Source organism: Acidithiobacillus ferridurans, assembly GCF_003966655.1.
GTDB classification, from domain to species: Bacteria; Pseudomonadota; Gammaproteobacteria; order Acidithiobacillales; family Acidithiobacillaceae; genus Acidithiobacillus; species Acidithiobacillus ferridurans.
On the sequence record NZ_AP018795.1, the window covers coordinates 1466395 to 1492870 of the forward strand.

Annotated in this window: 21 protein-coding genes and 2 pseudogenes; 19 read left to right on the forward strand and 4 right to left on the reverse strand. The window is 61.0% G+C overall.

What is annotated here, in order from left to right:
* Window positions 1-14 precede the first annotated feature (14 nt).
* Together AFERRID_RS07590 and AFERRID_RS07595 are read right to left on the reverse strand one after the other, a co-directional pair.
* Entirely contained in the window at window positions 15-698 is a 684-nt protein-coding gene (locus AFERRID_RS07590; RefSeq protein ID WP_126604756.1) for a hypothetical protein, read from the reverse strand.
* A gap of 673 nt (window positions 699-1371) precedes the next feature.
* Entirely contained in the window at window positions 1372-2235 is an 864-nt protein-coding gene (locus tag AFERRID_RS07595; RefSeq protein WP_126604757.1) for a hypothetical protein, read from the reverse strand.
* Window positions 2236-2466: 231 nt separating this feature from the next.
* On the opposite strand from AFERRID_RS07595, the gene AFERRID_RS07600 reads away from it, so the two are divergent.
* From AFERRID_RS07600 to rmuC, 6 genes and pseudogenes are all read left to right on the forward strand, one after another.
* Entirely contained in the window at window positions 2467-3897 is a 1431-nt protein-coding gene (locus AFERRID_RS07600; protein ID WP_113527160.1) for a TolC family protein, read from the forward strand.
* Window positions 3894-5024: an efflux RND transporter periplasmic adaptor subunit gene (locus AFERRID_RS07605; protein ID WP_126604758.1), complete on the forward strand. Its 1131-nt coding sequence runs from the start codon at window positions 3894-3896 to the stop codon at window positions 5022-5024. The genes AFERRID_RS07600 and AFERRID_RS07605 overlap by 4 nt, the downstream gene beginning before the upstream one ends.
* Window positions 5021-8130: pseudogene (locus AFERRID_RS07610) on the forward strand (efflux RND transporter permease subunit). The gene AFERRID_RS07605 and the pseudogene AFERRID_RS07610 overlap by 4 nt, the downstream one beginning before the upstream one ends.
* A gap of 33 nt (window positions 8131-8163) precedes the next feature.
* Complete coding sequence (locus AFERRID_RS07615; protein ID WP_113527157.1) at window positions 8164-8676, forward strand: hypothetical protein; 513 nt, start codon at window positions 8164-8166, stop codon at window positions 8674-8676.
* A 111-nt stretch (window positions 8677-8787) separates the two neighbouring features.
* Complete coding sequence (gene mscL / locus AFERRID_RS07620; RefSeq protein ID WP_113527156.1) at window positions 8788-9243, forward strand: large conductance mechanosensitive channel protein MscL; 456 nt, start codon at window positions 8788-8790, stop codon at window positions 9241-9243.
* A 28-nt stretch (window positions 9244-9271) separates the two neighbouring features.
* The gene (gene rmuC / locus AFERRID_RS07625; RefSeq protein ID WP_126604759.1) at window positions 9272-10810 is read left to right on the forward strand and encodes a DNA recombination protein RmuC; all 1539 of its coding nucleotides are present in this window, start codon (window positions 9272-9274) and stop codon (window positions 10808-10810) included.
* Window positions 10811-10832: 22 nt separating this feature from the next.
* Here rmuC and ispH read toward each other — a convergent pair whose 3' ends face one another.
* Window positions 10833-11783: a 4-hydroxy-3-methylbut-2-enyl diphosphate reductase gene (gene ispH, locus AFERRID_RS07630; RefSeq protein WP_113527154.1), complete on the reverse strand. Its 951-nt coding sequence runs from the start codon at window positions 11781-11783 to the stop codon at window positions 10833-10835.
* A gap of 88 nt (window positions 11784-11871) precedes the next feature.
* On the reverse strand, window positions 11872-12597 hold the full coding sequence (locus AFERRID_RS07635) for a 16S rRNA (uracil(1498)-N(3))-methyltransferase (RefSeq protein WP_113527153.1): 726 nt from the start codon (window positions 12595-12597) through the stop codon (window positions 11872-11874).
* A gap of 67 nt (window positions 12598-12664) precedes the next feature.
* Here AFERRID_RS07635 and AFERRID_RS07640 point away from each other — a divergent pair, with 67 nt between their 5' ends.
* The 13 genes and pseudogenes from AFERRID_RS07640 to trpD all read left to right on the forward strand — a co-directional run bounded on the left by AFERRID_RS07640 (window position 12665) and on the right by trpD (window position 26475).
* Window positions 12665-13102 carry a hypothetical protein gene (locus AFERRID_RS07640; RefSeq protein WP_113527152.1) on the forward strand — a complete coding sequence of 146 codons (438 nt, stop codon included), beginning with the start codon at window positions 12665-12667 and terminating at the stop codon, window positions 13100-13102.
* Window positions 13103-13124: 22 nt separating this feature from the next.
* The gene (locus tag AFERRID_RS07645) at window positions 13125-13952 is read left to right on the forward strand and encodes an inositol monophosphatase family protein (protein WP_113527151.1); all 828 of its coding nucleotides are present in this window, start codon (window positions 13125-13127) and stop codon (window positions 13950-13952) included.
* A 58-nt stretch (window positions 13953-14010) separates the two neighbouring features.
* The gene (gene glpX / locus AFERRID_RS07650) at window positions 14011-14955 is read left to right on the forward strand and encodes a class II fructose-bisphosphatase (RefSeq protein ID WP_012537679.1); all 945 of its coding nucleotides are present in this window, start codon (window positions 14011-14013) and stop codon (window positions 14953-14955) included.
* Between the two features lie 25 nt (window positions 14956-14980).
* Window positions 14981-16978 carry a transketolase gene (gene tkt / locus AFERRID_RS07655; RefSeq protein WP_113527149.1) on the forward strand — a complete coding sequence of 666 codons (1998 nt, stop codon included), beginning with the start codon at window positions 14981-14983 and terminating at the stop codon, window positions 16976-16978.
* Between the two features lie 34 nt (window positions 16979-17012).
* Window positions 17013-18029 carry a type I glyceraldehyde-3-phosphate dehydrogenase gene (gene gap, locus AFERRID_RS07660; protein WP_126604760.1) on the forward strand — a complete coding sequence of 339 codons (1017 nt, stop codon included), beginning with the start codon at window positions 17013-17015 and terminating at the stop codon, window positions 18027-18029.
* A 16-nt stretch (window positions 18030-18045) separates the two neighbouring features.
* Window positions 18046-19250 (forward strand): annotated as a pseudogene (locus AFERRID_RS07665) (phosphoglycerate kinase).
* Complete coding sequence (pyk, locus tag AFERRID_RS07670) at window positions 19247-20686, forward strand: pyruvate kinase (RefSeq protein ID WP_126604761.1); 1440 nt, start codon at window positions 19247-19249, stop codon at window positions 20684-20686. The pseudogene AFERRID_RS07665 and the gene pyk overlap by 4 nt, the downstream one beginning before the upstream one ends.
* Before the next feature lie 107 nt (window positions 20687-20793).
* Window positions 20794-21864 carry a class II fructose-bisphosphate aldolase gene (gene fba / locus AFERRID_RS07675; protein WP_113527145.1) on the forward strand — a complete coding sequence of 357 codons (1071 nt, stop codon included), beginning with the start codon at window positions 20794-20796 and terminating at the stop codon, window positions 21862-21864.
* 64 nt (window positions 21865-21928) lie between these two features.
* Window positions 21929-22591 carry a ribulose-phosphate 3-epimerase gene (gene rpe / locus AFERRID_RS07680; protein ID WP_126604762.1) on the forward strand — a complete coding sequence of 221 codons (663 nt, stop codon included), beginning with the start codon at window positions 21929-21931 and terminating at the stop codon, window positions 22589-22591.
* Window positions 22592-22594: 3 nt separating this feature from the next.
* Window positions 22595-23278 carry a phosphoglycolate phosphatase gene (locus AFERRID_RS07685; protein WP_126604763.1) on the forward strand — a complete coding sequence of 228 codons (684 nt, stop codon included), beginning with the start codon at window positions 22595-22597 and terminating at the stop codon, window positions 23276-23278.
* A gap of 110 nt (window positions 23279-23388) precedes the next feature.
* Window positions 23389-24906, forward strand: coding sequence for an anthranilate synthase component I (gene trpE, locus AFERRID_RS07690; protein ID WP_126604764.1), 1518 nt, complete (start codon window positions 23389-23391; stop codon window positions 24904-24906).
* Window positions 24890-25462 carry an anthranilate synthase component II gene (locus tag AFERRID_RS07695; protein ID WP_113527141.1) on the forward strand — a complete coding sequence of 191 codons (573 nt, stop codon included), beginning with the start codon at window positions 24890-24892 and terminating at the stop codon, window positions 25460-25462. The genes trpE and AFERRID_RS07695 overlap by 17 nt, the downstream gene beginning before the upstream one ends.
* The gene (trpD, locus tag AFERRID_RS07700; protein WP_113527140.1) at window positions 25459-26475 is read left to right on the forward strand and encodes an anthranilate phosphoribosyltransferase; all 1017 of its coding nucleotides are present in this window, start codon (window positions 25459-25461) and stop codon (window positions 26473-26475) included. Before AFERRID_RS07695 ends, trpD begins: the two co-directional genes overlap by 4 nt.
* Window position 26476 lies beyond the last annotated feature (1 nt).

Below are 26476 nucleotides of genomic sequence, written 5' to 3' on the forward strand. Positions count from 1 at the left end.
CACGTACTCTGCGCTCATTTTGCAGTGAGATAATTTATAGTTTCCGTCTCATTAACGGTATAGCTAACCCCATCCTGATAACAGTATTGAATTATATTTATTTCGTGAACGCGACCATTTTCGGGATTAAAATATATTTTTACATCGGCTTTCTTCACGGGAGTTCTCGCCTCGACCTGAGGCAATGAAACGCCTGAAACATCCGATTGGAAAATAGAATAATTTTGCCTATCAACGACACCAGAAAGACCTTCTAGCGTTTCGCGATGATAGCTTATCCCACTGATTTGACGAACGCCGGACATATATGTGAAGAAGTTTTCTGATTTTCCCATTGGTTCCGCAATAGGAGATCTCAACTTTTCTGCCAATCGTCCATTCATATAGGAATAATCAGTACGACCCATTTGGACATTTTTTATGGTAACAGGTGGTATCCCCGGCACAGTGACCGTGAAGACCCCTGTTGATTTCCTATCAATCGGATCAGTAAGTACAGAGCCTCGAGTCACAGAATCACCCTGACTACTGGTGATGACAAAGGTCGCTTTTTCTGGAACATTGGATAAATTTGTCATGCTCTGAGAAATCAGGCCTTCATATTCTTGGAGCGACGTCACTGCATACGTCGATGTCGGCGCCGCAAATATCACTGTGGAAGCTATAAACAACACAAATACCTTATAGTTAAATCGCACATGTCCCTCCATTTTTCTTTTGTGGTTTCCCGCTCAGAAAAGTATGATTGCTTTGTAATGTGAAGCATAGTCTTCTAATGACCTATTTGGTACAACGAGCCGGCGGCTTCTGGTTGTCATCAAAAGCAAACCAATTTGTCTACTAAGATTGGCTGTTTGCTCCCTAGTAAGACGAGCCATACACTGATATTTCACCATAGGCTCCATACCCCCTGCAAACCTGATGTATCGTTACGCGACAAAATTTATAGCGGCAGGACAGCCATGAAAGCTCCATTCGATGCAAATGGTTATGTTTTCCGCTGCCACAATCTTCTGATACACCCTGTCAAGTTTTTTGTTTCCATACCCATCAGTATATAGTCGGCGACGCTAATGATCCACAGTCGAAACGGCGAGCGATGGAACGTCTGGGTTCAGTCTGTTACTGCCGTTCGCTCCGCAAGGTACTATGGCACCCCGTCGCCTGTAGACAAGGCCTGTCGCAAGAGGCCAAAGACGGTTGCCGCCGCGCGCTTCGGGCACACACTCCCCGCAACTGCTCTCACGCCGTCCATAGCTAGGGCCGACCCTGTCCTACAAGCATACTCAGCCGTCTGTGGATCAGGGGACTAGGATGATACTATTTTGTCCGTTGACAGCGCATGCGTGCTCTGCTCGCGGACAAACCGGATTAATAACCATAGGCAAGCCCGACACTCATACCGAGCAGATTGGTCGATGATGGGGGCTCCTTACCAATATACTCCGTGGCACCTTGATAAAACGTTACAATGCCCGTCCCAGTGTAGGTAAAGTGGGTGAAATTCAAGCCACCATAAACATGCCATCCACCAGAAATTTTATAGTCTGCATGAATCCCTACGGTTTCTTCTCCACTGGTGCCAAACCCAGAGGACCATTGGGATGTTTTGATACCTCCGCCAACAAGAGCAAGTACACGCATGTCAGCACCGAGGACCAACCTGGCTGTCGGTGCGTACTGATACATGAGACCGGCGCCAACAAACTCAGAATGGTAACGCTCATGAGTACCGGGAAGCTGTCTGTTCCACAATTGAAATCCACCCGCTACATATGGTGTAAGCATCATGTTATTACTAATAGAAAAACCTTTACCCAATTTTCCCAGGAAGTTCTGCGTGGTCGCCTGATCCGTTGTATCAGCGCGCCTAGCTGAGTTCGGTATGCCAGGGTTGTACGTGAACCCTTTATAAGCTATCCCGGCCGAAGAATAATTGTAATTAAGCGATAAATACAGATTTTTTGTAAGGTTGTCATTCATCCCAGAGAGATTTACCGAGAATCCTGGCAACCACCCTGATTCCGTATCATCCATTGGAGCGCTGAGGACACCGGTTGTGGCAAAGTGTTCTTGATAATTCATCAATGTACCCGTCGCCGCGAGACCTATTTCATTGTTGGCCGCAACGATTGGATTCTGGCTGGCATTCCAGGCGCTGTCGGCCATGGCAGAGGCGGAAAACAGGGCCAAACTTGCTGCGGTCAGGGTTGCGATAGCTTTCTTGTTGATCATGCGGACATCCTTTTATTTTATCCCTTAAGATAGTGTTCACGAGCTGAATCAGCCTGTAACTGATTGCAAAAACAACACACGTCGCAGAGTCAGTAAAGACTTATATAGAACATGATCCGTCTTCCGCAAGGCCAGTCCTTAACATTTCGCAACAATTTCCTCGGTGCCCACATCTTCCTTATGATCCCGCTTTCCGGGAGAATGGCGGCTCCACTGCCGAGGAGCCTGAGCGTGCCCCCCAAAGCGCTATTGCTGGCTGTTTGTACCGTTTTCTGTGTGGCTCAGGGCGCGCTGGCGCAAGCCAGCGTCGGAGCGTGGCTGGCGGACCCTCTGGATACCGAAAGTGGTATGAGCGCCAGCCCCGCGCAGGCGTGGACAGCACCTCGCAGACTCCCCGGAGTCCCCAAGCCCCAAACCCTCCCTGCGGCAGAGCAGGGCCAGGTCTGGACGCTGCCGCAACTCACCGCATATGCCCTCGCCCACAATCCGCAGACCGCCGCCGCCTGGGACGGTTTGCGCGCCCAGGCGGCAGGCCTGGGAATGGCGGAAAGCGCCTGGCTGCCCAGCCTCACCCTCAATACCAATTTCAGTCGTCGGCAGGCGGTTTCCACCATCGGCTTCACGGTGCCGGCACGCAACAGCGCCAACCCCAATCTGACCCTGAGTTACACCCTGTGGGACTTTGGCCTGCGCGTCGCCAAGGTGGATGCTGCCCGCGCCCAGGAATGGGTGGCGGGCTTCACTCAGAACCAGAGCATCCAGGGCGTTGCCTTCAGCGTCGCGCAGGCCTATTACCAGCTTCTCGGCAATCAATCCCTGTTGCTGGCCGATGAAAAGACCGTTGCGGAAAACCGGAAAAACCTGGAGGCCGCCGAAGTCCTGCATCGTGCCGGACAAGCCACCATCGGCGCCCTCTATCAGGCCCGTGCCGCCATGGCGCAGGCGCAGTCTACCCTCGCCGCGCAACGCCAGACCGTGCGCAGCAGCGAAGGATTGCTGGCCAGCACCCTGAACCTCGGTCCGCAGACCATGCTGAGGATAGCGCCCCTCAAACTCGGGCAGAAACCGCCCCAACTCCACAGCGCCGCTGAGACGTTGATGCACGCAGCCCTCACCGCCAATCCCGCGTTGCAGCAGGCGCGGGCCCAGGTTGCCGTAACCCAGGCCAACGTCCGCAGCGCCGAGGCCAGCGGTCTGCCCAGTCTGGGGGTCAGCAGTTCCTACGGCTACGCCTTTCAGAACGGCTATCTGCCCGGCGACACCTGGACCGTGGGTTTTACCCTGACCGTACCCCTCTTCACCGGTTTCAACACCCATTATCAGATACGCCAGACGCAGGCCCTGAGGGACCAGGCCCAATCCAACCTCGCGGCCAGCCGCAGCAGCACCGAAGCTACAGTCTGGCAGGATTTTCACAACTTCCAGGGCGCGGTTGCGGCCTACCCCGGCGCACAGAGCGGTCTGGAAAATGCCAGGAAGGCGCTGGAGGTGGTGCAGGCCCAGTATCGCGTCGGCCAGGCTACCATTCAGGATGTCCTCCTCGCCGAATCCACCCTGGCGCAGGCGCGCTACACCCTGATTCAGAATCTGGTTAACAGTTATGTGGCCCTGGCGCAACTCAGTCAGGCCGTCGGCATGCCTTTGGGAGAGAATACACCGTGACCCGTTCCCCCGTTGTCCTTCTGCTGACGCTGGCGACCCTCTCCCTGATGCTGAGCGGTTGCCAGACCAAGGCCAAACATGAGGCCCCGCCCCTGCAGGTCGGCCTGGTCAGCGTCAGCACCCGTCCCATGACCCATTATGAAGGTTTTCTGGGCACGGTGACGCCCCTGCAGACGGCGACCATCGTGCCGCAGACTTCCGGCATCCTGCAGAGCGTGCGGTTTACCGAGGGGAGCATGGTAGACAAGGGACAAACCCTGTTCACCATCGACCCGGCGCAGATGCAGGCAGCACTTGCCCAGGCCCAGGCCAAGCTGGTGGCGGATCAGGCCACTGCGCGCTATAACCGCAATATCGTGGAGCAGGACCGTCCACTGGCGGAAAAGGATTTCATCACCGTCCAGAGCTTCGATCAGGCGGTTTCCCAGGCGCAAGCGGCAACGGCGCAGGTGCAGGCGGATCAGGCCGCCCTGGAGCAGGCCCGCCTCAATCTCTCCTACACCCGCATCACCGCCCCCATCAGCGGCCGTATCGGCCTGGCCCAGGTCAAGGCAGGCAACCTGGTTGTCGCCAACCAGACGCAATTGGCGATCATCAACCAGGTTGCACCGATCACCGTGAATTTCAGCGTTCCCCAAAGCCTGCTCTCGGCGGCGCGGCTGGCCCAACAGCAGGCCATTCCGCTGCCGATCGAGGATGAGAAGGGTGGTACGGTGCTCGCTCAGGGCAAGCTCACCTTCATCGACAACAGCGTGAGCGCGGGAACCGCCACCATCAGCCTGCAGGCCACCGTACCCAATACCAACCTCGGCCTCTGGCCCGGACAGTACGTGCAGGTGCAGATGCCGATCCAGCAGTTGGCGCAGGCCACCGTGCTGCCGGTAGGCGCGATCCAGCAGGGCAGTACCGGGCCCTTTGTCTATACGGTGAAAGATGGCACGGCCATGGACAAGCCGGTGCAGGTGCTCTGGGAGTCGGGCACGGATGCGGTGGTGCAGGGGATAGACGCGGGTATTCGGGTGATTTATCCCCTCCCCGCCCGGCTCTATCCGGGGGTTAAGGTGGCGCTGAGCGGCGCGGGTGGGCCTGCCGTCCAACCCCCAGGGGCGCCGGGGAAAAGACCATGAATTTCTCCGCCCTGTTCATTCGTCGCCCGGTGATGACGGTCATACTGGTCCTCGGGCTGGTGCTCTATGGCATTTTTTCCTTTACGAACATGCCGGTGGCCCTGTTGCCCAGCGTGGACTTTCCGACGGTCCTGGTCGCGGCGAGTCTGCCGGGAGCAAGCCCGCAGACCATGGCCAGCGCCGTGGCGACACCGCTGGAAAAGCAGTTTTCCTCCATTCCCGGCCTTTCCTCCATGAGCTCGGTGAACAATCAGGGCTCGACGCGGGTCATTCTGCAGTTCGACCTCAGCCAGAACATCGATGTCGCCACCCAGAATGTGGAAAACGCGGTCACCCAGGCCTCTCACCTGCTGCCGCCGGGCATGCCCAGCCTGCCCTTCGTCAAGCAGCTCAATCCGTCGGCGGCGCCCATCGAGTTCATTGCCCTCGCTGCGCCCAATATGCCCATCTACCAGCTCAACCAGTATGCGGTGGACAAGGTGGTGCCCGCCATTTCCGGTATTCCCGGCGTCGCCCAGGTGCAGATCTTCGGGGAGCAGAATTACGCGGTGCGCATTCACGCCAACCCCTTCGCCATGCAGGCGCACGGAATATCGCTGCAGGCCCTTACCCAGGCCATTTCCAGTCATAACGTCAACCTGCCCCAGGGCACGGTGCTGGGTGCGGTGCGCAATTATGCGGTGAACGTGCATGGACAACTCCACGACGCTCAAGCCTTTGCGGGCATGCCCATTACTTTCGCCAATGGTGCGGTGGTGCCGCTGGCCGATATCGCCGAGGTCCGCAACGGGGTGGACAATGACCAGATCGCCAGCTGGATCGGTGGCCAGCGTGCCCTCATTCTCGCCGTGGTTCGCCAGCCCGACGCGGATACCGTGGCTATCTCCGACGCCATCCAGAAGCGCCTGCCGTTGCTGAGCGCCAGTCTGCCCGGCGGTGCCCACATGACCGTGGTGTACAACAAGGCAGACTATATCCGTGCGGCGGTGGAAGAGGTCGAGGTCACCCTGTTGCTCGCCTCCATACTGGTGGCCGGGGTGCTCTGGCTCTTCCTGCGCCGCGGCAGCCCGACCCTGATCGGCGCACTGGCAATCCCCGCCTCCATCCTCGGCACCTTCGCCATCATCTATGAGTTGGGGTACACCCTGAATACGCTGACGCTCCTCGCCCTGACCCTGTCGGTGGGCTTTGTGGTGGATGATGCGGTGGTCATGCTGGAGAACATCGCCCGTCACGAGGAAAATGGTGAAGAGCCCTATCAGGCAGCGCTCGTGGGCAGCCGGGAAATCGGCTTTACGGTGATCTCCATGACCCTGTCGCTGGCGGTGGTCTTTCTACCCTTTCTGGTCATGGGCGGCATCATCGGTCGTTTGTTTCGCGAATTCGGTGTCACCATCGCCGTGGTCATCCTGCTCTCCGGGCTGATCTCCCTGACCCTGACACCCATGCTCTGCGCCCGCTATCTGCGGGTGAAACACCAGGGACAGAGCCGCTTCGAGCGCGGTTTCATCCGGCTGCGTGACTGGTATGGACGCAGCCTGCGGGCGATGCTTGGACACCGCGGTTGGATATATGGCGGTGCCTTGCTGAGTCTGCTGGCCATGATCGGGCTTTTCATCATCCTCCCAAGGGCTTCATCCCCACCGAAGACAGCGGCATGATCATGGGCAACCTGGAGTATCCCCAGGGTATTTCCTTTGCCCAACTGGAGAAGACCCAGCAGGCCATCGCTGCTGCCGTCGGCCACAACGCGGCGGTGCAGGCGGTGATGTCCAGCGCCGGGCAGGGCGCCGGTGCCTTCGGTTCCGGCAACAGCGGGCGGCTGATCATCCGTCTCAAGCCGTTGGGCGAGCGGCCGTCGGGAACCCAGGTCATTGCCGAATTGCGCCAGACCGTCAGCCATTTCGCCGGGGTGCAGGCGAGTTTCCAGTTGCCGCCCGCTATCCAGATGGGGCCGGTCTCCTCCCAGTCCAATTATCAATATATTCTGCAGAGCGAAGACCAGGACAGCCTGAACGCGGCGGCGCCCAAACTGGTAACGGCCCTGCGCAAGGTACCCGGACTACAGGCCGTCAACAGTGACCTGCAGTTGGCCAATCCAGAGATCGAGGTACACATCCTGCATCAGCGGGCGCAGGCGCTGGGCGTTACCCCGGAAATCATCGAACAGGCGCTGAACTTTGCCTTCGGCGGCACCCAGGTGGGCACTATCTATGCCTCGACCAACCAATATGAGGTCATTCTCGACCTCGCGCGGCAGTTTCAGACGAATCTCGGCGCGCTTGCCGCCATCACCGTGCCGGGCAGCGCCGGGCTGGTGCCGCTGGCCGCACTGGCGCACTTCGCCTATGGCGTCGGCCCCCTGAGCATCAGCCACTACAACGGCCTGCCCAGTGTGACCATCTCCTTTAACCTGGCGCCCGGTGTTTCCCTGGGAAACGCCACCCAGGCGGTGCAGGACACGGCGGCAAAAATATTGCCTGCGGATGTGCAGGGGGAATTCGGAGGATCCGCGGCGGCATTCTCCCAGTCCACGGGCAGTCTGCCCATGCTGCTGCTGGCGACGGTGGCGCTGATCTACGCCATTCTGGCCATTCTCTATGAAGATTTCATCCATCCCCTGACCATCCTCACCGCCCTGCCCTTGGCTGGCTTTGGTGCCTTGCTGGCCCTCTGGATCTTTCATCAGGAACTGGATCTGTTCAGCTTCGTCGGCATCATCATGCTGGTGGGGTTGGTGAAAAAGAACGGCATCATCATGGTGGACTTTGCTATCCACCGCCGCCGCGAGGGCGCCACGGCGGTGGACGCCATGGTCGATGCCTGTATCACCCGCTTTCGTCCCATCATGATGACCAACCTTGCGGCGGTGCTGGGCATTCTGCCCATCGCCATCGGCATTGGCGCGGGCGCCGAGTCCCGGGTGCCCCTGGGCGTGGCGGTGGCGGGCGGTATCATCGTGTCGCAGTTCCTCACGCTCTACGTGACGCCGGCGTTCTACGTCCTCTTTGAGGGATGGAAAGGGCGCTGGAAGGGCCGCATGGCGGTTTCGGAAGCGAAGGCGGAGGGTGTCGGTTCTGCAATTTCGCCAAATTGTGATATATAGCGGACAAAGACCAATACCCGGGAGGCCCGGAAGATGCCCGCAAAAATTCTTTTTCTCCTGCTCGTGCTTGCCCTGTCAGGCTGCGCGTCCCTGCCACCACCTTCGTCAACCGCCACGGCCAGCGCCGCCGCGCAGGGCGCCGCGACGGCCGACCGTGATGCCGAAGCGGCACAGCAACGCCTTGCCGCCGTCGCCGCTCAGCGCGCCGGGGCCGAACAGCAATTCTGCCCGAACTGGCGGCAGGCGCTCGGCCAGGCGCGCCGCAACGCCATGGGTTGCGCGCGAATGCCGCTCGGTGAACAGGCCACCTGCTGGCAGGCGGTATCTCAATGGACGCAGGAAGAGAGCCGCTATTTCCATGCCCTGGCCCCCCTTTTCCAGGGGGGCGCCTACGCCACGCCGGCGGCGCAGGCGGCACGTTTTTTTGACCTGGCTCAGGGTTGGGCCATTACCTGTCAGGATGGCCAGAAAGCCTGCTCCGCCGCATCCGGCCACCAGCAGATGGACGACTATAAAAATGTCGTAAACCGCTTTTGCAGCCGCTGAGGATTTAGGTGTTGCTGGTTTTCATCCCCGGATGAACTAAATTATGCTGGTGCACCAGGGTACTGGAATCGATATGTTATCAGCAGCCGGTTATCACGCAGGGAGGTCCTCATGCTCAAAAAATTCGTCCAGGATTTCAAAACATTTCTGCAGCGCGGTAATGTCATCGATCTCGCCGTAGCTTTTGTGATCGGCTCGGCATTTTCCGCCATCGTTACTTCGCTGGTCAGCAACGTGATCATGCCGCCTATCGGCATGCTGCTCGACAAGGTCGATTTTTCCAACCTCTATATCGTATTGAAGCAAGGCACCGTTCCCGGCCCTTACCTGACCCTGGAAGCCGCCAAAAAGGCGGGCGCCGTAACCGTGAACTACGGCCTCTTCATTACCTCGCTGATCAGCTTTTTCATTATCGCCCTGGTGATATTTTCCATCGTGCGGGCGATCAACAAGCTCTACCCCAAACCCGCCCCGGCCGTGACCACCAAAACCTGCCCCTTCTGTGCCTCCGCCATTCCTTTGGCCGCGGTACGCTGTCCCAACTGCACCTCGCCACTGGAGTCCTGAAAATGCTCCCCACACTCGGGACCCGCCATTGATCTGGGAAAACCTGTTATACCTCATTATCGGCGTCGTGCTCGGTCTGGTGGTCGCCGGGCTGGTGGCGCGCAGCATGATCCAGCGTCAGCAGGATATCAGCGCGGCACTCCGGGAAGGACAGCAGGCCAGCGCAGCCCAGACGGAGAGCCTGCAGCACGAAATAAATGCCCTGCGGCAACAGGCCCGGGAACAGCAGGAAGTCCTCCGCCACGAGAGCGAGAGCAGGGCCGCCGCAGAAGCGGAAAGCGGTCGTATCCCGGCGCTCGAAAATGCCCTGGTGGCGGAACGCGGCAATACCGCGCGCCTGCAGACGGAAAACAGCGTCATTCGTGGCCAACTGGCAGAACTGGGTGAGCGGCTGGAACAGGAGCGTCTACGTGGTACAGAGAAGCTGGCGCTGCTGGAAGATGCCCGTCAACGTCTCGGCGACGCCTTCCAGTCCCTGTCCGCGGAGGCCCTGCGCCGCAACAACCAGTCCTTCCTGGAACTGGCGCGGGAAAATCTGGAGCGTTTCCAGGAAAGCGCGAAAACCGACTGGGAGGGCCGACAAAAGGCTGTAGGGCAACTGGTGGAGCCTATCCGTGAGTCCCTGGAGAAGGTGGGCACCCGCATCGATGCCATGGAGAAGACCCGCATCGATGCTTACGGCGCTCTCAATGAGCAGATCCGTGGTCTCGTCCAGGACCACCTGCCGCGCCTGCATCAGGAAACCGCGGCGCTGGTGAAGGCCCTGCGCCAGCCCGCGGCCCGGGGGCGCTGGGGCGAAATGCAGCTCAAGCGGGTCGTGGAGATGGCCGGGATGCTGGCTTACTGCGACTTTACGGAGCAGGAGGGAGTCAATACCGATTCTGGTCAGCAGCGTCCCGATCTGCTGGTGCGCCTGCCCGGGGGCAAACGCATCGTCGTCGATGCCAAGGCGCCACTGAGTGCTTATCTGGAGGCCATGGAAACCGATGATGAGCAGAAACGCGCACATTTCCTGCACAAGCATGCCAGCGAACTACGCACCCACATGACCCAGCTCAGCAAAAAATCCTACTGGGAACAGTTCCAGCCGACTCCGGAGTTCGTGGTCCTGTTCGTGCCCGGTGAGGTGTTCTTCAGTGCTGCCCTCCAGGAAGACCCGTCGCTTATCGAATACGGCGTCGAGCAGAAGGTGATCGTGGCCAGCCCCACCACCCTCATCGCTCTGCTGCGGGCGGTGGCCTATGGCTGGCGGCAGGAATCGCTGGCCGAAAATGCCCGTGCCATCAGCGATCTCGGCAAAGAGCTTTACGATCGTATCAGCATTTTGGCAGGGCACTGGGCGCGGGTGGGCAAGGGGCTGGGGCAGGCGGTGGAGGCCTACAACAGCGCGACGGGGTCGCTGGAAAGCCGGGTACTGGTCTCCGCGCGCAAGTTCCGCGACCTCAAGGCTACGCCCGAGGCAAAAGAGCTACCCGGCATGGACCCCGTGGAGCGGATCCCGCGCCTCCTTCAGGCGGAAGAATTCATCGGACCGGATACCACAGCCCCGCTCGCGGACCAGCACTAGCCGCAGGCGGAGCGCAGCAAGGTCAGGCGCCTTCCCGCCGCGTCTGCGCCTGTATCAGCGCCAGAGGCAGGCTGAAAGTCACCTTTTCCTCTACGCCGGGCATTTCTTGGGGCACTCGGGCGCCCCAGCCCCGGAGGGTGTCCATAATCTCCTGAACCAGGCTTTCCGGTGCCGAAGCCCCGGCACTGATACCAATCTTCCCCACACCTTCGAACCATTCGCGGCGCAACTGCTGAGCGTCCTCGATGAGATGGGTCCGCGTCCCCAGCCGCGTCCCCAGTTCTGCCAGGCGGCTGGAATTGGAACTGTTCGGCGCGCCCACCACCAGCAGGATATCGACATCAGGGGCCAGCGACTTCACCGCATCCTGGCGGTTCTGGGTGGCATAACAGATATCATCTTTTTTCGGACCTTCGATGAGGGGAAAACGTGAGCGCAAGGCGGCGATCACTTCTGCAGTGTCATCCATGCTCAAAGTGGTCTGAGTGATGTAGGCAAGCTTGTCCGGGTTGCGGGGCGCCAGGGTGGCCACATCGGAGACATTGGAAACCAGATACATCATGCCCTCCTCGACCTGACCCATGGTGCCTTCCACCTCCGGGTGTCCGGCGTGACCGATGAGTACCATTTCCATACCGTCCCGGCTGTATTTCTTAACTTCCATATGCACCTTGGTCACCAGCGGGCAGGTGGCGTCGAAGACGCTCAGACCCCGCGCCGCCGCGTGCTCACGGACGGCAATGGGCACGCCATGGGCGCTGAAAATGACCGTAGCCGCGTCCGGCACCTCATCCAGCTCTTCGACGAAGATGGCGCCACGGGCGCGCAGGTCTTCGACGACGTGACGGTTGTGAACGACCTCGTGACGCACATAGATAGGCGCACCGAAAAGCTCCAGGGCGCGATCGACGATCTGAATCGCCCGGTTGACCCCCGCGCAGAAACCACGCGGATTGGCTAACAAAATATCCATGCTGAGATTCCCGAAGTTGAACAGGGGGAATGGTCCGTCCTGCCGCCCGCCCTGTCAACCACCGCAAGTTGGCTATTCCGGTGGTGACTCAGAGATCGCCCCACAGCGCCTGGGTGACGGCGATAGCGGCAATGGCGGCAGTCTCCGCGCGCAGGATGCGCGGCCCCATGCGCAACGAGCGAAAGCCATGGGCCTGCGCGGCGGCCACCTCTTCTGCCGCCAGCCCACCCTCGGGGCCACTGAGCAGGGTGATCTCCGGCCCCGGATGGCCAAGATCGGTAAACCGCTGCGCGGCGTCGGGGTCGAGTACGAAGGCGGCCCCCCGCACACCGGCCCATGCGGTTTCCAGCGCAACCGGCGGAGCGAGTTCGGGAATCGTCGTGCTGCCGCTTTGCTCGCAGGCCGCAATGACGATATCCCGCCAGCGCGCCAGACGTTTCTCTCCGCGTGCTTCACTCAGTTGCACCACTCCGTGGCGGCAGGCCACCGGCTGAATCCGTCGCACCCCCAGTTCCACCGCCTTCTGTAGGCTCCAGTCCCAGCGCTCGCCGCGCGTCAGCGGCAAAAACACCTGAATGGCCAGCGGCGAACCGGTCGACCGCGGATGCCGCCCACTGATCGCCAACTGCGCTTGCGCCCCCGAAATCCCGGTCAGGGACGCCCGATACATCCAGCCATCGCCATTGAACAGGGTCAGCTCCTGGCCATGGCGGGCGCGCAACACCTTGAGCAGATGATGGCTGGCCCCCGCCGGCAGCAAAAAGGGGCCGCTTTCGGGCAGGTCGGAATCGGCGTATAAATGAATGCGCGGCATAGGTTACGATATCGGGCAGGAGAACACAGGTGGGATTATATCATCGTGGCGCTGGCGCGGGTGGCGCATGATCAATGACTCCGATTGCCGTCGCCCACCGGTCTGGCAGACGCGGCCCGGGCTGGTCCCGGCCTGGATATACAATCAGGCCCTCATTCTGCAGCACGCCGCCACCGGCCCCGTCTTCATTCCCCTGCGTTACGTCTCGGTCATGGCCATCCTGCTGGAACGCGAGTGGGTGTTCTGTGACTACCTCGGCGGCCGTGTTGCCGTTAGTGTCTGGCATCACTTCGACCACCAGTCCAGGGAAAACCTGCACGACGGCGTGACCTGCCAGATGGATCTTTTCAGCCCGGCAGGGGAGGAAATCCTGCGTCGCCTGCCCATGGAGTTTCATCAGGCCCTGAATAACGCGATCAAAAAGTCCGCAGAAAAAAGACGCCACCCTGCCCGGGTGATCGCGCTGGATATTCTAACGCGCCGGAGCCCGGGGCCGGATATCTAAGACGGATACGGGAGGCACGACCATGATACCGGAAATCGACCAGCAATGGGTCGGCAAACTGCTGCGCACCAGTGCCGAACGCTTCGTGCTGCCTCGTTTCCACGCCGTCAGCGCCAGCCGCAAACCCGATGGCAGTATCGTCACCAGTGCCGATATCGATAGCCAGAACTTTTTGCAGGACATGCTCACGGCCCGTTATCCCGATATCCCCCTGCTGGGAGAAGAAATGAGTGCAACGGAACAAACCCGCCTGTTGCACGAGGCTGACGCCCTTTGGTGCCTGGATCCGCTGGATGGCAGCAGCAATTTTGCCGCCGGCGTCCCGATCTTCGGTATCTCCCTGGCGTTACTGCAAGGCGGGCACTCGGTGCTCGGTTGGGTGTACGACCCGGTGCGCGCCGAGCTCTTCTCCGCAGCAAAGGGGAGTGGCGCGCGGGTGGACGGCGTACCTATGGCGGTTCGGCAGGCGCCGGCGCTCGGGCAATGCGTCGGCGTCCTGGACTACAAAAGGCTCGATCGCGCTCTCGCCCTGCGCCTGATCGACGAGCGGCCTTTCCACAGCCAACGCAACTTCGGCGCTTCCGTCCTCGAATGGTGCTGGCTCGCTGCCGGACGTTATCATTTTTACCTGCACGGCGCGCAACAACTCTGGGATCGCGCCGCAGGCGCCCTGATACTGCACGAGGCGGGCGGCAGGGCCACGCAATTCAACGGCGGCAGCCTCAGCGAAAATGATCTGCAGACGCGCTCCGTGCTCGCCACCCTCGATCCGCGGCTGCACCAGAGTTGGTCGCGGTGGCTGGAAGCGGTCGGTGAAACGCCTGCCGAGTTCCCAAATGCAGCCCTTTGATTTATGCTAAAACAATTCATCTCTCCCAACGAACCCGTCACTGAAGGAAAAGAATCGCATGGCCTCCATAGGTAATCTCGCACTGTCCCTGCTTCCCGTCACTGAATCCGCGGCCCGTGCCGCGAGCGGCTGGATCGGCCGCGGTGAAAAAGAACTCGGCGACGGCGCCGCAGTGGACGCCATGCGTATCGCCATTGCCCAGGTCCCCATGCGTGGGGTGGTGGTCATCGGTGAGGGCGAAAAGGACGAAGCGCCCATGCTCTACAATGGTGAGGTGGTAGGCTCGGGTGCCGGTCCAGAGGTAGAGATTGCCGTTGATCCTGTCGAAGGTACCACCTTTCTGGCCCAGGGCATGCCCGGCTCCATCTGCGTGCTGGCAGCGGCTCCCAAAGGCAGCATGTTCCAGCCCGGTCCGGCCTTCTATATGGACAAGCTGATCGTCCCGGCCCCGGCCCGCGGCAAAATCGATCCCGCTGCACCCATGAAGGACAAGCTCCACGACCTGGCCCGCGCCGTCGGCAAGGACGTCCGTGAATTGCGCATCTTCCTGCTCAAGAAGCCGCGTCACGAGGCCATGATCCGCGAAATTCAGGCCGCTGGCGCCACCGTGCGCCTGCAGACAGACGGCGACGTCAGCGGTGGCATCATGGCCGCCCTCGGCACCAAGGTGGATGCCATGATGGGTATCGGTGGCACTCCGGAAGGCGTCATTTCCGCCTGCGCCGCCCGCGCCATGGGCGCCGACATGTTTGGATGCCTCGCGCCGCAGAAACCTGGCGAAGCAGAAGCCATCGCCGCCGCCGGCCTCAAGGCCGGGCAGTGGCTGGGGCGTGATGAACTGGTGTCCAGCGATGACGTGCTCTTCGTGGCCACCGGCCTGACCTCCGGCGACATCCTCGATGGCGTGACCCGCTCCCACTACTTTGTGGAAAGTGAGAGCCTGGTTATTTCTGGTCACGACGGCATTCTGCGCCGGGTCCGCACCCACCAGCGCATCGACTGATTTCTATATTATTGAGGAGTATGTTATGACTGTGACCCGTACAGATCTGGCGAACGCCATCCGCGTTCTCACCATGGACGCCGTGGAAAAGGCAAAATCCGGTCATCCCGGCATGCCCATGGGCATGGCGGACATCGCCGAAGTGCTGTGGAACGACTTTCTGGTCCACAACCCCGCCGATACCCATTGGGCCAACCGCGACCGCTTCATTCTGTCCAATGGACACGGTTCCCTCCTGCAGTACGCGCTCCTCCATCTCACCGGCTACGATGTCTCCATGGAAGACCTCAAAAACTTCCGTCAGTGGCACAGCAAGACCCCTGGTCATCCGGAGTACCGCGACACTCCAGGCATTGAAACCACCACTGGCCCCCTGGGTCAGGGCCTTGCCAACGGTGTCGGAATGGCGCTGGCGGAGCATATGCTGGCCAGTCACTTCAACCGCCCCGATCACGAAATCATCCATCACTACACGTATGTATTCCTCGGTGATGGCTGCCTCATGGAAGGCGTTTCTCATGAGGTCTGTTCCCTGGCGGGTGTCTGGGGACTGGGCAAGCTCATCTGTTTCTACGATGACAACAATATCTCCATTGACGGTCATGTGGGTGACTGGTTCGCCGACAACACCCCGGCGCGTTTCGAGGCTTACGGCTGGCATGTGATCCGTCACGTCGACGGACACGACCCCGAAGCCATCAAAAGGGCCATCGTGGATGCCCGCAAGCAGACCGGCAAGCCCACCCTGATCTGTTGCAAAACCGTCATCGGCCATGGCTCCCCCAACAAGGCCGGCAGCCATGACTGTCATGGCGCGCCTCTGGGCGCCGAAGAAGTCTGCCTGACCCGGGAAAACCTGGGCTGGTCTGCGGAGCCGTTCCAGATTCCCGAGGCCGTTTACCGCGCCTATGATGCCCGGGCCAAAGGGGAGGCCGCGGAGGCCGCCTGGAAGGCCCGTTTCGCCAAATACCGGGAACTCTATCCCGAAGAGGCGGCAGAGCTCGAGCGGCGCCTGGCCGGTACCCCCGCCAGCGATTTCGACGCGGCGGCGGCGGCGCTCATCGCCGATTTCCGTAAGACGGCGCCCAAAATCGCTACCCGCGTGGCATCCGGTCAGTGCATTCAGGCCCTTGCACCGAAGTTGCCCGAATTTATCGGTGGTTCCGCCGATCTCACGCCTTCCAACAACACGCGCTGGAAGGAAGCCATCGACATCGGCCCGCATCGCCTGATGGGCAACTACATCCACTACGGCGTGCGGGAATTCGGCATGTCCGCCATCATGAACGGCATCGCTCTCTACGGCGGTTTCCTGCCCTTCGGCGGCACCTTCCTGATTTTCTCCGACTATAGCCGCAATGCGATCCGGATGTCGGCGCTGATGGGTATTCGCGTGATCTATGTGATGACCCATGACTCCATCGGTCTCGGCGAAGACGGCCCCACCCACCAGCCCATCGAGCAGGTCAACAGCCTGCGTCTGATCCCCAACCTCCATGTCTGGCGCCCGGCGGATGCCGTGGAAACCACCATCGCCTGGGAATCCTCGGTCAAACTGGAACGGACGCCATCCCTGCTGGCCCTCAGCCGGCAGAATCTCCCGGCGCTGCCCCATACCGACGAGACCGTGGCCAATGCCCGGCGCGGCGGCTATGTGCTCAAGGAGGCCGAAAACGGCAAGGCCGAGGGTATCCTGATCGCCACCGGCTCCGAAGTGGAGCTGGCGCTGGCGGCCCAGGCCAAGCTGGCGGAGCAGGGGCATCACGTGCGCGTGGTTTCCATGCCGTGCATGAATATCTTTGCGGCGCAGGACGCGGCGTATCAGGAGAGTGTCCTGCCAGGCAGCATCACCAAGCGTGTGGCCATCGAAGCGGGCACCACGGGGCTCTGGTACCGGTATGTGGGTCTGCACGGCGCGGTCATCGGCATCGACCACTTTGGCGCCTCGGCCCCGGCCTCGGTCCTGTTCGAGAAATTCGGCTTCACGGCGGATAACGTCGTCGCGCGCTTCCAGGCACTGTAAATCATTCATTCTAAAACGTTGAGGAGTTCACATTATGGCACTGCGTATTGGTATTAACGGCTATGGGCGTATCGGACGGAACATCCTGCGGGCCGTCTATGAGGCGAACCGCACCGGCGAAGTTCAGATTGTCGCGGTCAATGACCTCGGCAGCCCCGAAACCAACGCCCACCTGACACAGTATGATTCCGTGCATGGCAAATTCCCTTTCTCGGTGAACGTGGACGACGGCGACATGCTGATCGGCGACGACCGGGTCAAGGTGCTGGCCGAGCGCGATCCTTCCAAACTGCCCTGGGGCGATCTGGGCGTGGACGTGGTCCTGGAGTGCACCGGCTTCTTTGCCTCCCGCGAAAAGGCGGCCCTGCACCTCAAGGGCGGCGCCAGGAAAGTGCTGATTTCCGCACCGGCAAAAGATGCGGTCGACCTCACCGTCGTCTACGGCGTCAACCACCAGTTGCTCGACCCCGCCAAGCACCACATCGTCTCCAACGGTTCCTGCACCACCAACTGCCTCGCACCCCTGGCCAAGACCCTCAATGATCTCGCCGGCATCGAGGCGGGAACCATGAACACCATCCACTCCATGACCAATGATCAGCGCATCATCGATGTCTATCACGAAGACCTGCGCCGCGCCCGCGCTGCCGGCATGAGCATGATCCCCACCAGCACTGGTGCCGCCAAGGCCATCGGCCTGGTACTGCCGGAACTGGCAGGCAAGCTGGACGGCTTCGCCATTCGCGTGCCCACGCAGAACGTCTCCCTCGTTGACCTCACCTGTATCGTCAACAAGGAAGTCTCCATCGACGAAATCCACGCCGCCATGAAAGCAGCCAGCCAAGGCGCACTCAAGGGTGTCTACGGCTACAACGACAAGCCTCTGGTCTCCATCGACTTCAACCACAATCCGCACTCCTCCACCTATGAGGCCTCACTGACCAAGGTCAAGGGCAAGCTGGTCAAGGTCTGCTCCTGGTACGACAACGAGTGGGGTTTCTCCAACCGTATGGTGGATACCGCCCTCGCCATGATGGGTCAGGCCCGCTGAGGAGGAATCCGTGACCATAAATGTCCTGCGTATGATGGATGTGCCATTAAAGGGCAAGCGGGTGCTGATTCGTGAGGACCTCAACGTCCCCATGAATGATGCGGGGGCTATTACCGATGACACCCGCATCCGCGCCAGCCTGCCCACCATTCGCGCCGCGCTGGCCGGCGGCGCGCGTGTGATGCTGATGTCCCATCTCGGGCGTCCCAAGGAAGGCGTTTTCGACGAAAAGGCCAGCCTCGCTCCGGTCGCCGCCCACCTCAGCCAGTTGCTGGGCCGCGATGTGCCGTTGGTACGGGACTGGCTGGAAGCCGGTAAAGACCGCCTTGCGCAGCTTCGGGACGGCGATGTCGTCGTGCTGGAAAACGTGCGCTTCAATACTGGCGAAAGCAAGGACGACGAGGTGCTGTCCAAAAAGATGGCTGCGCTCTGTGACGTGTTTGTGATGGATGCCTTCGGTACCGCCCATCGCGCCCAGGCCAGCACCCATGGGGTCGGCAGGTTCGCTCCCGTCGCCTGCGCCGGTCCGCTGCTGGTCAATGAGCTGGACGCACTGGGCAAGGCCCTGCAGAACCCCCGGCGTCCTCTGGTCGCCATTGTCGCCGGGTCCAAGGTGTCCACCAAGCTGACCATCCTAAAGTCCCTGGCGGACAAGGTGGATCAACTGGTGGTGGGTGGCGGCATCGCCAACACCTTCATCCTCGCCGCAGGTCATTCCGTCGGCAAATCCCTCTGTGAAGCGGATCTGGTGCCTGATGCTCAGGCCATCATCGCCGCAGCCAGGGCCAAGGGCGGCGATGTCCCGCTGCCCAGCGACGTGGTGGTCGCCAAGGCATTTTCGGCGACGGCCCCGGCGCGAACCTGCAGGGTGGATGATATCGCTGCCGATGACATGGTGCTCGATATCGGTCCCGACACCGCCAAAACGCTGGGCGATATCCTGCGCAAGGCGGGCACCATCGTCTGGAATGGCCCGGTGGGCGTATTTGAGTTTGACGCTTTCGCCCATGGCACTGAGGCCATCGCCCGGGCAGTGGCGGAAAGCAGCGCCTTTTCCATTGCCGGGGGGGGGACACCATTGCGGCGATCAACAAATTCCATATCGAAGATAAGGTCTCCTATATCAGTACGGGTGGGGGCGCCTTCCTGGAATTTCTCGAAGGCAAGACTCTGCCTGCCGTAGCCATGCTGGAAGAACGTGCACGAGGTACACACACTTGATACGCCGGACGAAGATCGTCGCAACCCTGGGTCCCGCCAGTTCTGATGTGCGGGTCATCGATCGCCTGATCGAGGCGGGTGTTGATGTCGTTCGCCTCAACTTCTCCCATGGCGCGGCAGAGGATCACGTCAAGCGTGCGGAGATGGTCCGGGAAAGGGCGCGCGCTCATGGCCGGGCCATCGGGGTGCTGGCCGATCTGCAGGGGCCCAAAATCCGCATCGGCAAATTTGCCGAAGGCAAGATCCATATCCGGGAAGGCGAGCCTTTTATTCTCGATACCACGTGCACCATTGGCGATCAGACGCGGGTTGGCGTGACCTACCCGCAACTGATCAATGATGTGGACCGGGGGGCAACCCTGCTGCTCAATGACGGCATGATCGTGCTCTGGGTGGAAAAGGTGCAGGGCTCCGAAATTCACACCCGGGTGGTGCAGGGTGGTGAACTCTCCAACAGCAAGGGCATCAACCGGGCGGGTGGTGGCCTGACGGCGCCGGCGCTGACCGATAAGGACCGGGCGGACATCATCACCGCTGCGCGCCTCGAGGCGGACTATCTGGCGGTTTCTTTTCCGCGCAGCGCCGCCGACATGGAGGAAGCCCGTCGTCTCTTCCGCGAGGCGGGTGGTCACGGCGCCTTGGTTGCCAAAATCGAGCGGGCCGAGGCGGTAGAGGCCATCGAAGAGATTATGGCGGTGTCCGAGGCGGTCATGGTGGCGCGGGGCGACCTCGGCGTTGAGATCGGCGATGCGGCGGTGCCTCCGGTGCAGAAGCGGATTATCGCCTTGGCGCAGAAGTACAACTGTCTGACGATCACGGCGACGCAGATGATGGAGTCCATGATTCACCAGCCGATTCCTACCCGCGCCGAAGTTTCCGATGTGGCCAATGCGGTCCTCGACGGTACGGATGCGGTGATGCTGTCCGCCGAAACGGCAAGCGGAGCCTTCCCGGTAGAGGCGGTCGCCGCCATGGACCGTACCTGTCGCGCAGCCGAGCGCCAGGCACCGGCCACCGGTACCGTGCAGATCATCGACCGGCCACTGGAACGCATGGACGAAACCATCGCAGCGGCAGCCATTCTGGCCACCATGCGCTCGCCCATCGTGGCCATCGCGGCTTTTACCGAGAGTGGTTCCACGGCGCTGTGGCTGTCCCGCGCCAATCCCCGGGTGCCCATCTACGCGCTGACCCCCCAGGTCTATACCCGGCGCAAGGTGACTTTGTATCGCGGTGTCCACCCGGTCAATTTCCCCCAGAGTCGCCATGATGACCCCCTGCAGGTGATGCATGCGGCCGAGGATGAACTGCGGCGGCGCGGCGTCGTTCGCGACGGAGATTTGATCCTCATCACCATCGGTGAGCCCATGGGCGCTCCGGGTGGCACCAATACCCTCAAGCTGGTGCGGGTCGGCGATGTCACGCACCGCGCCTGAGTCTGGCCACTCCCGACCGTTACGGGGCCCGGCTTGCGGTTTGGGGGGCTCCTCTATACGATTGCTCAAGACCCAATCCATTTTTATTCACATTTAGGAGAAGTATTATGGCCCTGGTTTCATTGCGTCAGTTGTTGGATCATGCCGCGGAACACAGCTACGGCATCCCCGCCTTTAACGTCAACAACCTGGAGCAGGTGCGCGCGATCATGGAAGCGGCGGCTGCCGCCGACGCGCCGGTCATCCTTCAGGCGTCCGCCGGTGCCCGCAAGTATGCTGGCGAACCCTTTCTGCGCCATCTGATTCTGGCCGCCATCGAAGAGTATCCCGACATCCCCGTCGTCCTGCATCAGGATCACGGCGCGAGCCCGGCGGTTTGCATCCAGGCCATCCGCTCCGGCTTCTCCAGCGTGATGATGGACGGTTCCCTGCTGGAGGACGCCAAGACCCCCGCCAGCTATGATTACAATGCCACTGTGACCGGCAGGGTCGTGGAGATGTCTCACGCCGTCGGTGTGACCGTCGAGGGCGAACTGGGCTGCCTCGGCTCCCTGGAAACCGGCATGGCGGGCGAAGAGGACGGTGTCGGTGCCGAGGGCTGTCTGAGCCATGACCAGATGCTGACCGATCCCGAAGAAGCGGCCCGATTCGTGAAAGCCACCAAAGTGGACGCCCTGGCGATCGCCATCGGCACCAGCCACGGCGCTTACAAGTTCACCCGGCCGCCGACCGGCAAGGTCCTGCGTATCGACCGGATCAAGGAAATTCACGCCCGTATCCCGGATACCCATCTGGTCATGCACGGCTCCAGCTCGGTGCCGCAGGACTGGTTGAAGATCATCCACGAATTCGGTGGCGACATCGGCGAAACCTACGGTGTGCCGGTAGAGGAAATTCAGGAAGGCATCAAGTACGGTGTGCGCAAGGTCAACATCGATACCGATCTGCGCTTGGCGGCAACCGGTGCGGTGCGTCAGAGTCTGGCCAAAAATCCCAAGAACTTTGATCCTCGCAAGTTCCTGACTGCCTCCATCGATGCCATGCGCGATATCTGCCGGTTGCGTTATGAGGCCTTCGGTAGCGCCGGGCAGGCCAGCAAGATCAAGGCCATCCCGCTGGATACCATGTTCAGGCGCTACAGCAAGGGTGAACTCGACCCCCGCGTCACCGGCGTCTAAATAACGCTACCTATCGGTCGACTGGCGAGGGCGCATGGCGCTCTCGCCTTGTTTTGGAGGCAAAATGACTCAGTTCAAGATTTCCCCGTCCATCCTTTCGGCGGATTTTGCCCGTCTGGGTGAAGAAGTGCGCGCCGTCGATGCGGCGGGTGCCGACTATATCCATATCGACGTCATGGACAACCATTTCGTCCCCAATCTGACCATCGGTCCGCTGGTGGCGGCCGCCATCAAGCCCCACACCCAAAAGCCGCTGGATGTCCACCTCATGATCTCACCGGTGGATAGCATCATTCCCGATTTCGCCAAGGCCGGCGCCGATATCATTACCGTGCATCCCGAAGCGACGATCCATCTGGACCGTACCATTCAGTTGATCCACGGCCTGGGTTGTAAGGCTGGCGTTTCCCTCAATCCTTCCACGCCCCTCGATGTGCTGGACTATGTCCTGGAGAGTCTTGACCTGGTGCTGGTGATGAGCGTCAACCCCGGTTTCGGCGGGCAGAGCTTCATCGAGTACACCCTGCGCAAGATCGAGGCGATCCGCAAGCGCATCGAGGCGACCGGCAAGGCTATCGAACTGGAAGTGGATGGTGGCGTCAAGGTGGACAATGTGCGGCGGGTCGCCGATGCCGGCGCCGATGTCTTCGTGGCGGGCAGCGCCATTTATAACACCCCCGACTACGCTGCGACCATCGCCGCTTTCCGCAAAGCCCTGGCGGGCTGAATCATGGTAACGCTGAATACCGGTACGCCGTTTACCGCGCGCGTCGTCCTGCTCGATCTGGATGGCACGCTGATAGACACCGCGCCGGACCTGGCCGGTGCGGCCAACCATGTGCTACAAAAACTCGGGCGTGCGCCCGCCGAAATGCCGGTCATTCGTGGCTTCATCGGTAACGGTGTCCGTGAACTGATGCGTCGCGCGTTAGCGATCTATAGCGATCCCAGCGAAGCGGAACTGGATGCGGCCATGGTCGATTTCAGCAAGTACTACGGGGAGCATCTGCTGGATCATAGCGTGATCTACCCGGGCGTGCGCAGAACGCTGGAGACCTTGCAGGCTCAGGGCCGGGAACTGGTATGTATCACCAACAAGACCGCGGCCTTCACCGTGCCGCTGCTCCAGCGACTGGACCTCTACAATTTTTTCGGACTGGTCCTGTCCGGCGACAGCCTGCCACGGAAAAAGCCCGACCCGTTGCCCCTGACCCACACGGCTGAACACTTTCATCAGCCGGTGGAAAACTGCCTGCTGGTCGGCGATTCACGTAACGACACCGAGGCGGCACGCGCGGCGGGCATGCCCATTGCCTGCGTGACCTACGGTTATAACGGCGACGAGTCCGTTCATTGCCTGGAGCCCGACGCGGTACTGGACAACATGAGCGAATTATTGGATATTCTGGCGTAGCGTTGCGAGGGATCAGAGGTACCATGCGGAAAACACTGCGGTGGGAGAGACGATGGCGTTGCTGCTGAAAGGCAGTGGCTTCCTTATCTATCGCTCTAACGAGGTGATCCGTGATTCCAAAAGCAACCTTTGAGGCCTTGGCGCGCCAAGGCTACAACCGTATACCCCTTTCCCGTGAGGTCATCGCCGACCTCGATACTCCCTTATCGGCCTATCTCAAGCTGGTCGACGGTCCCTATGCCTACCTGCTGGAATCTGTGCAGGGCGGCGAGAAATGGGGCCGTTATTCCATCATCGGTCTTCCGGCACAGCAGATATTGCGAGTCACCCAGGGGGTTGTCACTGTTCATGTGGACGGCGTCGAGACCGAGCGGGCTACCCCGGCGGACCCGTTGGAATGGATCAGCGCCTTCCGCAGACGCTTCCATGTAGCACCACTGGAAAATGCCGATGAGCGTTTCAGCGGCGGCTTGGTAGGCTATTTTGGCTACGATATCGTCCGCAGCATCGAACCCCGCCTCGCCCGCAGCACGCCTTTGCCCGACCCGCTGGGGTTGCCGGAAATACAGTTGCTGGTGGCCGACGAACTGCTGATCTTCGATAACCTGCGCGGGACCCTCCGCCTGTTGGTGCATGCCGACCCCGCCCAACCCGAGGCCTGGGAGCGTGGCACCGCCCGCCTGCGGGCGCTACAACAGCGGTTGCGCGAGTCGGTACCGCCGTCCCCACCGCCAGTGAGCACCCGACACGTGCGCGAGGAAGATTTCACTGCCAGCTTCAGTCGTGAGGGCTATATGGCGGCAGTGCGCACCATCAAGGCATATATCGGCGCCGGGGACGTGATGCAAGTGGTGCCCTCCCAACGCCTGTCCACACCGCTGGCCGCGCACCCCCTGGATCTCTATCGCGCCCTGCGTGGCATCAACCCTTCCCCCTACATGTTTTATGTGGACTTGGGGGATACCCATCTGGTGGGCTCGTCGCCGGAGATACTGGTGCGCGTCGAAGAGGATCAGGTCACGGTGCGCCCTATTGCCGGCACCCGTCCGCGCGGCAAGAGCCGCGCCGAAGATGAGGCGCTGGAGCAGGAACTCCTCGCCGACCCCAAAGAGCGCGCCGAACACCTCATGCTCATCGACCTGGCGCGCAACGATGTGGGGCGTATCGCCGACACCGGTTCGGTGCAGCTAACCGATTCGTTTGGTATCGAACGCTACTCCCATGTCATGCACATTGTCTCCCAGGTCACGGGACGATTGCGCCCGGAGCTGGACGCCATGGATGCTTTACGAGCGACCTTCCCGGCAGGCACGGTGTCCGGTGCGCCCAAGATTCGCGCCATGGAAATCATCCGTGAGGTGGAGCCGGTAGCGCGCGGCGTCTATGCCGGAGCGGTGGGCTACTGGGGCTGGAATGGCAATATGGACACCTGCATTGCCATTCGCACCGCCGTCATCAAGGATGGCATGCTGCATATCCAGGCGGGCGGCGGCATTGTCGCCGACTCGGAGCCCGCGGCGGAGTGGGAAGAAACCATGAACAAACGCCGCGCCATGTTCCGCGCCGTAGCACTGGCCGAAAACGGCCTCGACCCCGAAGGGAGGGCAGATCATGCTACTCATGATTGATAACTACGACAGCTTCACCTACAACCTGGTGCAATACTTCGGCGAACTGGGGGCGGAAGTGCGGGTCGAGCGCAATGATGCCATCGACGTGGCGGCTGTTGAACAACTAGCTCCCAGCCGCATCTGCATCTCCCCTGGACCCTGCACACCCAACGAAGCAGGCATTTCGCTGGACGTCATCCATCATTTCGCCGGGAAAATCCCGCTGCTCGGCGTTTGTCTCGGGCATCAGGCCATCGGTCAGGCGTTCGGCGGCAAAGTCATCCGTGCCGACAAAGTGATGCATGGCAAGACCTCACCAATTTTCCATAACGGCAAAGGAGTCTTCCGCGACTTACCCGACCCCTTTGTCGCCACCCGTTATCACTCCCTGATCGTCGAGCGCGACTCACTGCCCGAGGCGCTGGAGGTGACGGCCTGGACCGCAGAAGGAGAAATCATGGGCTTGCGCCACCGTACCCTGGATGTGGAGGGTGTACAGTTTCACCCAGAGTCCATTCTTAGCGAGCACGGCAAGACCTTGCTGCAACACTTTCTGCAAGGGGGCGCACGATGATCGTCCGGGACATACTCGAACAAATCGTGGCGGGGCAGGACTTGTCGCGCAAAGAGGCGGAAACAGTCTTCGCCTCTATCATGGCCGGCGCATGGACCCCCGCCCAGATCGGCGCTCTGCTCATGGGACTCCGCATGAAGGGGCAGCGGGTCGAGGAACTGGTGGGCGCCACCCAGGCCTTGCGCGCCTGTATGACGCGGGTGGAGGTCTCCACCGATCACCTGCTCGATACCTGCGGTACCGGAGGTGACGCACTGAGCACCTTCAACATATCGACGGTGTCTGCCGTGGTGGCGGCGGCCGGCGGGGCGCGGGTGGCCAAACACGGTAACCGTTCCATGGTCAGCCGCAGCGGCAGCGCTGACGTGCTGGAAGCCGCGGGTTTGCCCATGGACATGAGCCCCGCAGAAGTCGCCGACAGTATCGAGCGCATCGGTATTGGTTTTCTATTCGCGCCGGCGCACCACGGTGCCATGCGTTACGCCGTTGGTCCGCGCAAGGAGCTCGCTATCCGTTCGCTGTTCAATCTCATGGGGCCACTGAGCAACCCGGCGGGGGCGCCGCACCAGGTACTCGGCGTTTATGCCGAGCGCTGGCTGATTCCCATGGCAGAAGCCGCCCGGGAACTGGGATCACGCCATGTGCTGGTGGTACATGGGCACGATGGCGTGGATGAGATCAGCCTGTCCGGGCCATCAGACATAGCCGAGTTAAAAGACGGGACGATCAGTCGCAGCCGGGTTCAGCCGGAGGACTTCGGGTTGTCACGAGCACCGCTGGCGACCCTGCAAATCGACAGCGTGGCGGCGGCCCTGGCGGCGGCGGAAGAGGTATTGCAGGATCGCCCCGGACCGCGTCGCGACGTCGTTCTGCTCAATGCCGGGGCCGCCCTCTATGCGGCAGACGTGGTCCCCGATATGGCGGTGGGCGTGGTGGTCGCCCGGGCTGTGCTCAAATCCGGCGCCGCCTGGGATAAGTGGCAGGCATTGCTGGGCAGGACTTCACAGGGATAAG

Excerpts from the sequence above, each read along its gene's own strand:
- AFERRID_RS07595 (WP_126604757.1), bottom strand. The coding sequence starts at position 2,235 with ATGATCAACAAGAAAGCTATCGCAACCCTGACCGCAGCAAGTTTGGCC.
- AFERRID_RS07615 (WP_113527157.1), top strand. The coding sequence starts at position 8,164 with ATGCCCGCAAAAATTCTTTTTCTCCTGCTCGTGCTTGCCCTGTCAGGC.
- mscL (WP_113527156.1), top strand. The coding sequence starts at position 8,788 with ATGCTCAAAAAATTCGTCCAGGATTTCAAAACATTTCTGCAGCGCGGT.
- ispH (WP_113527154.1), bottom strand. The coding sequence starts at position 11,783 with ATGGATATTTTGTTAGCCAATCCGCGTGGTTTCTGCGCGGGGGTCAAC.
- AFERRID_RS07635 (WP_113527153.1), bottom strand. The coding sequence starts at position 12,597 with ATGCCGCGCATTCATTTATACGCCGATTCCGACCTGCCCGAAAGCGGC.
- AFERRID_RS07640 (WP_113527152.1), top strand. The coding sequence starts at position 12,665 with ATGATCAATGACTCCGATTGCCGTCGCCCACCGGTCTGGCAGACGCGG.
- AFERRID_RS07645 (WP_113527151.1), top strand. The coding sequence starts at position 13,125 with ATGATACCGGAAATCGACCAGCAATGGGTCGGCAAACTGCTGCGCACC.
- glpX (WP_012537679.1), top strand. The coding sequence starts at position 14,011 with ATGGCCTCCATAGGTAATCTCGCACTGTCCCTGCTTCCCGTCACTGAA.
- tkt (WP_113527149.1), top strand. The coding sequence starts at position 14,981 with ATGACTGTGACCCGTACAGATCTGGCGAACGCCATCCGCGTTCTCACC.
- gap (WP_126604760.1), top strand. The coding sequence starts at position 17,013 with ATGGCACTGCGTATTGGTATTAACGGCTATGGGCGTATCGGACGGAAC.
- fba (WP_113527145.1), top strand. The coding sequence starts at position 20,794 with ATGGCCCTGGTTTCATTGCGTCAGTTGTTGGATCATGCCGCGGAACAC.
- rpe (WP_126604762.1), top strand. The coding sequence starts at position 21,929 with ATGACTCAGTTCAAGATTTCCCCGTCCATCCTTTCGGCGGATTTTGCC.
- AFERRID_RS07685 (WP_126604763.1), top strand. The coding sequence starts at position 22,595 with ATGGTAACGCTGAATACCGGTACGCCGTTTACCGCGCGCGTCGTCCTG.
- AFERRID_RS07695 (WP_113527141.1), top strand. The coding sequence starts at position 24,890 with ATGCTACTCATGATTGATAACTACGACAGCTTCACCTACAACCTGGTG.
- trpD (WP_113527140.1), top strand. The coding sequence starts at position 25,459 with ATGATCGTCCGGGACATACTCGAACAAATCGTGGCGGGGCAGGACTTG.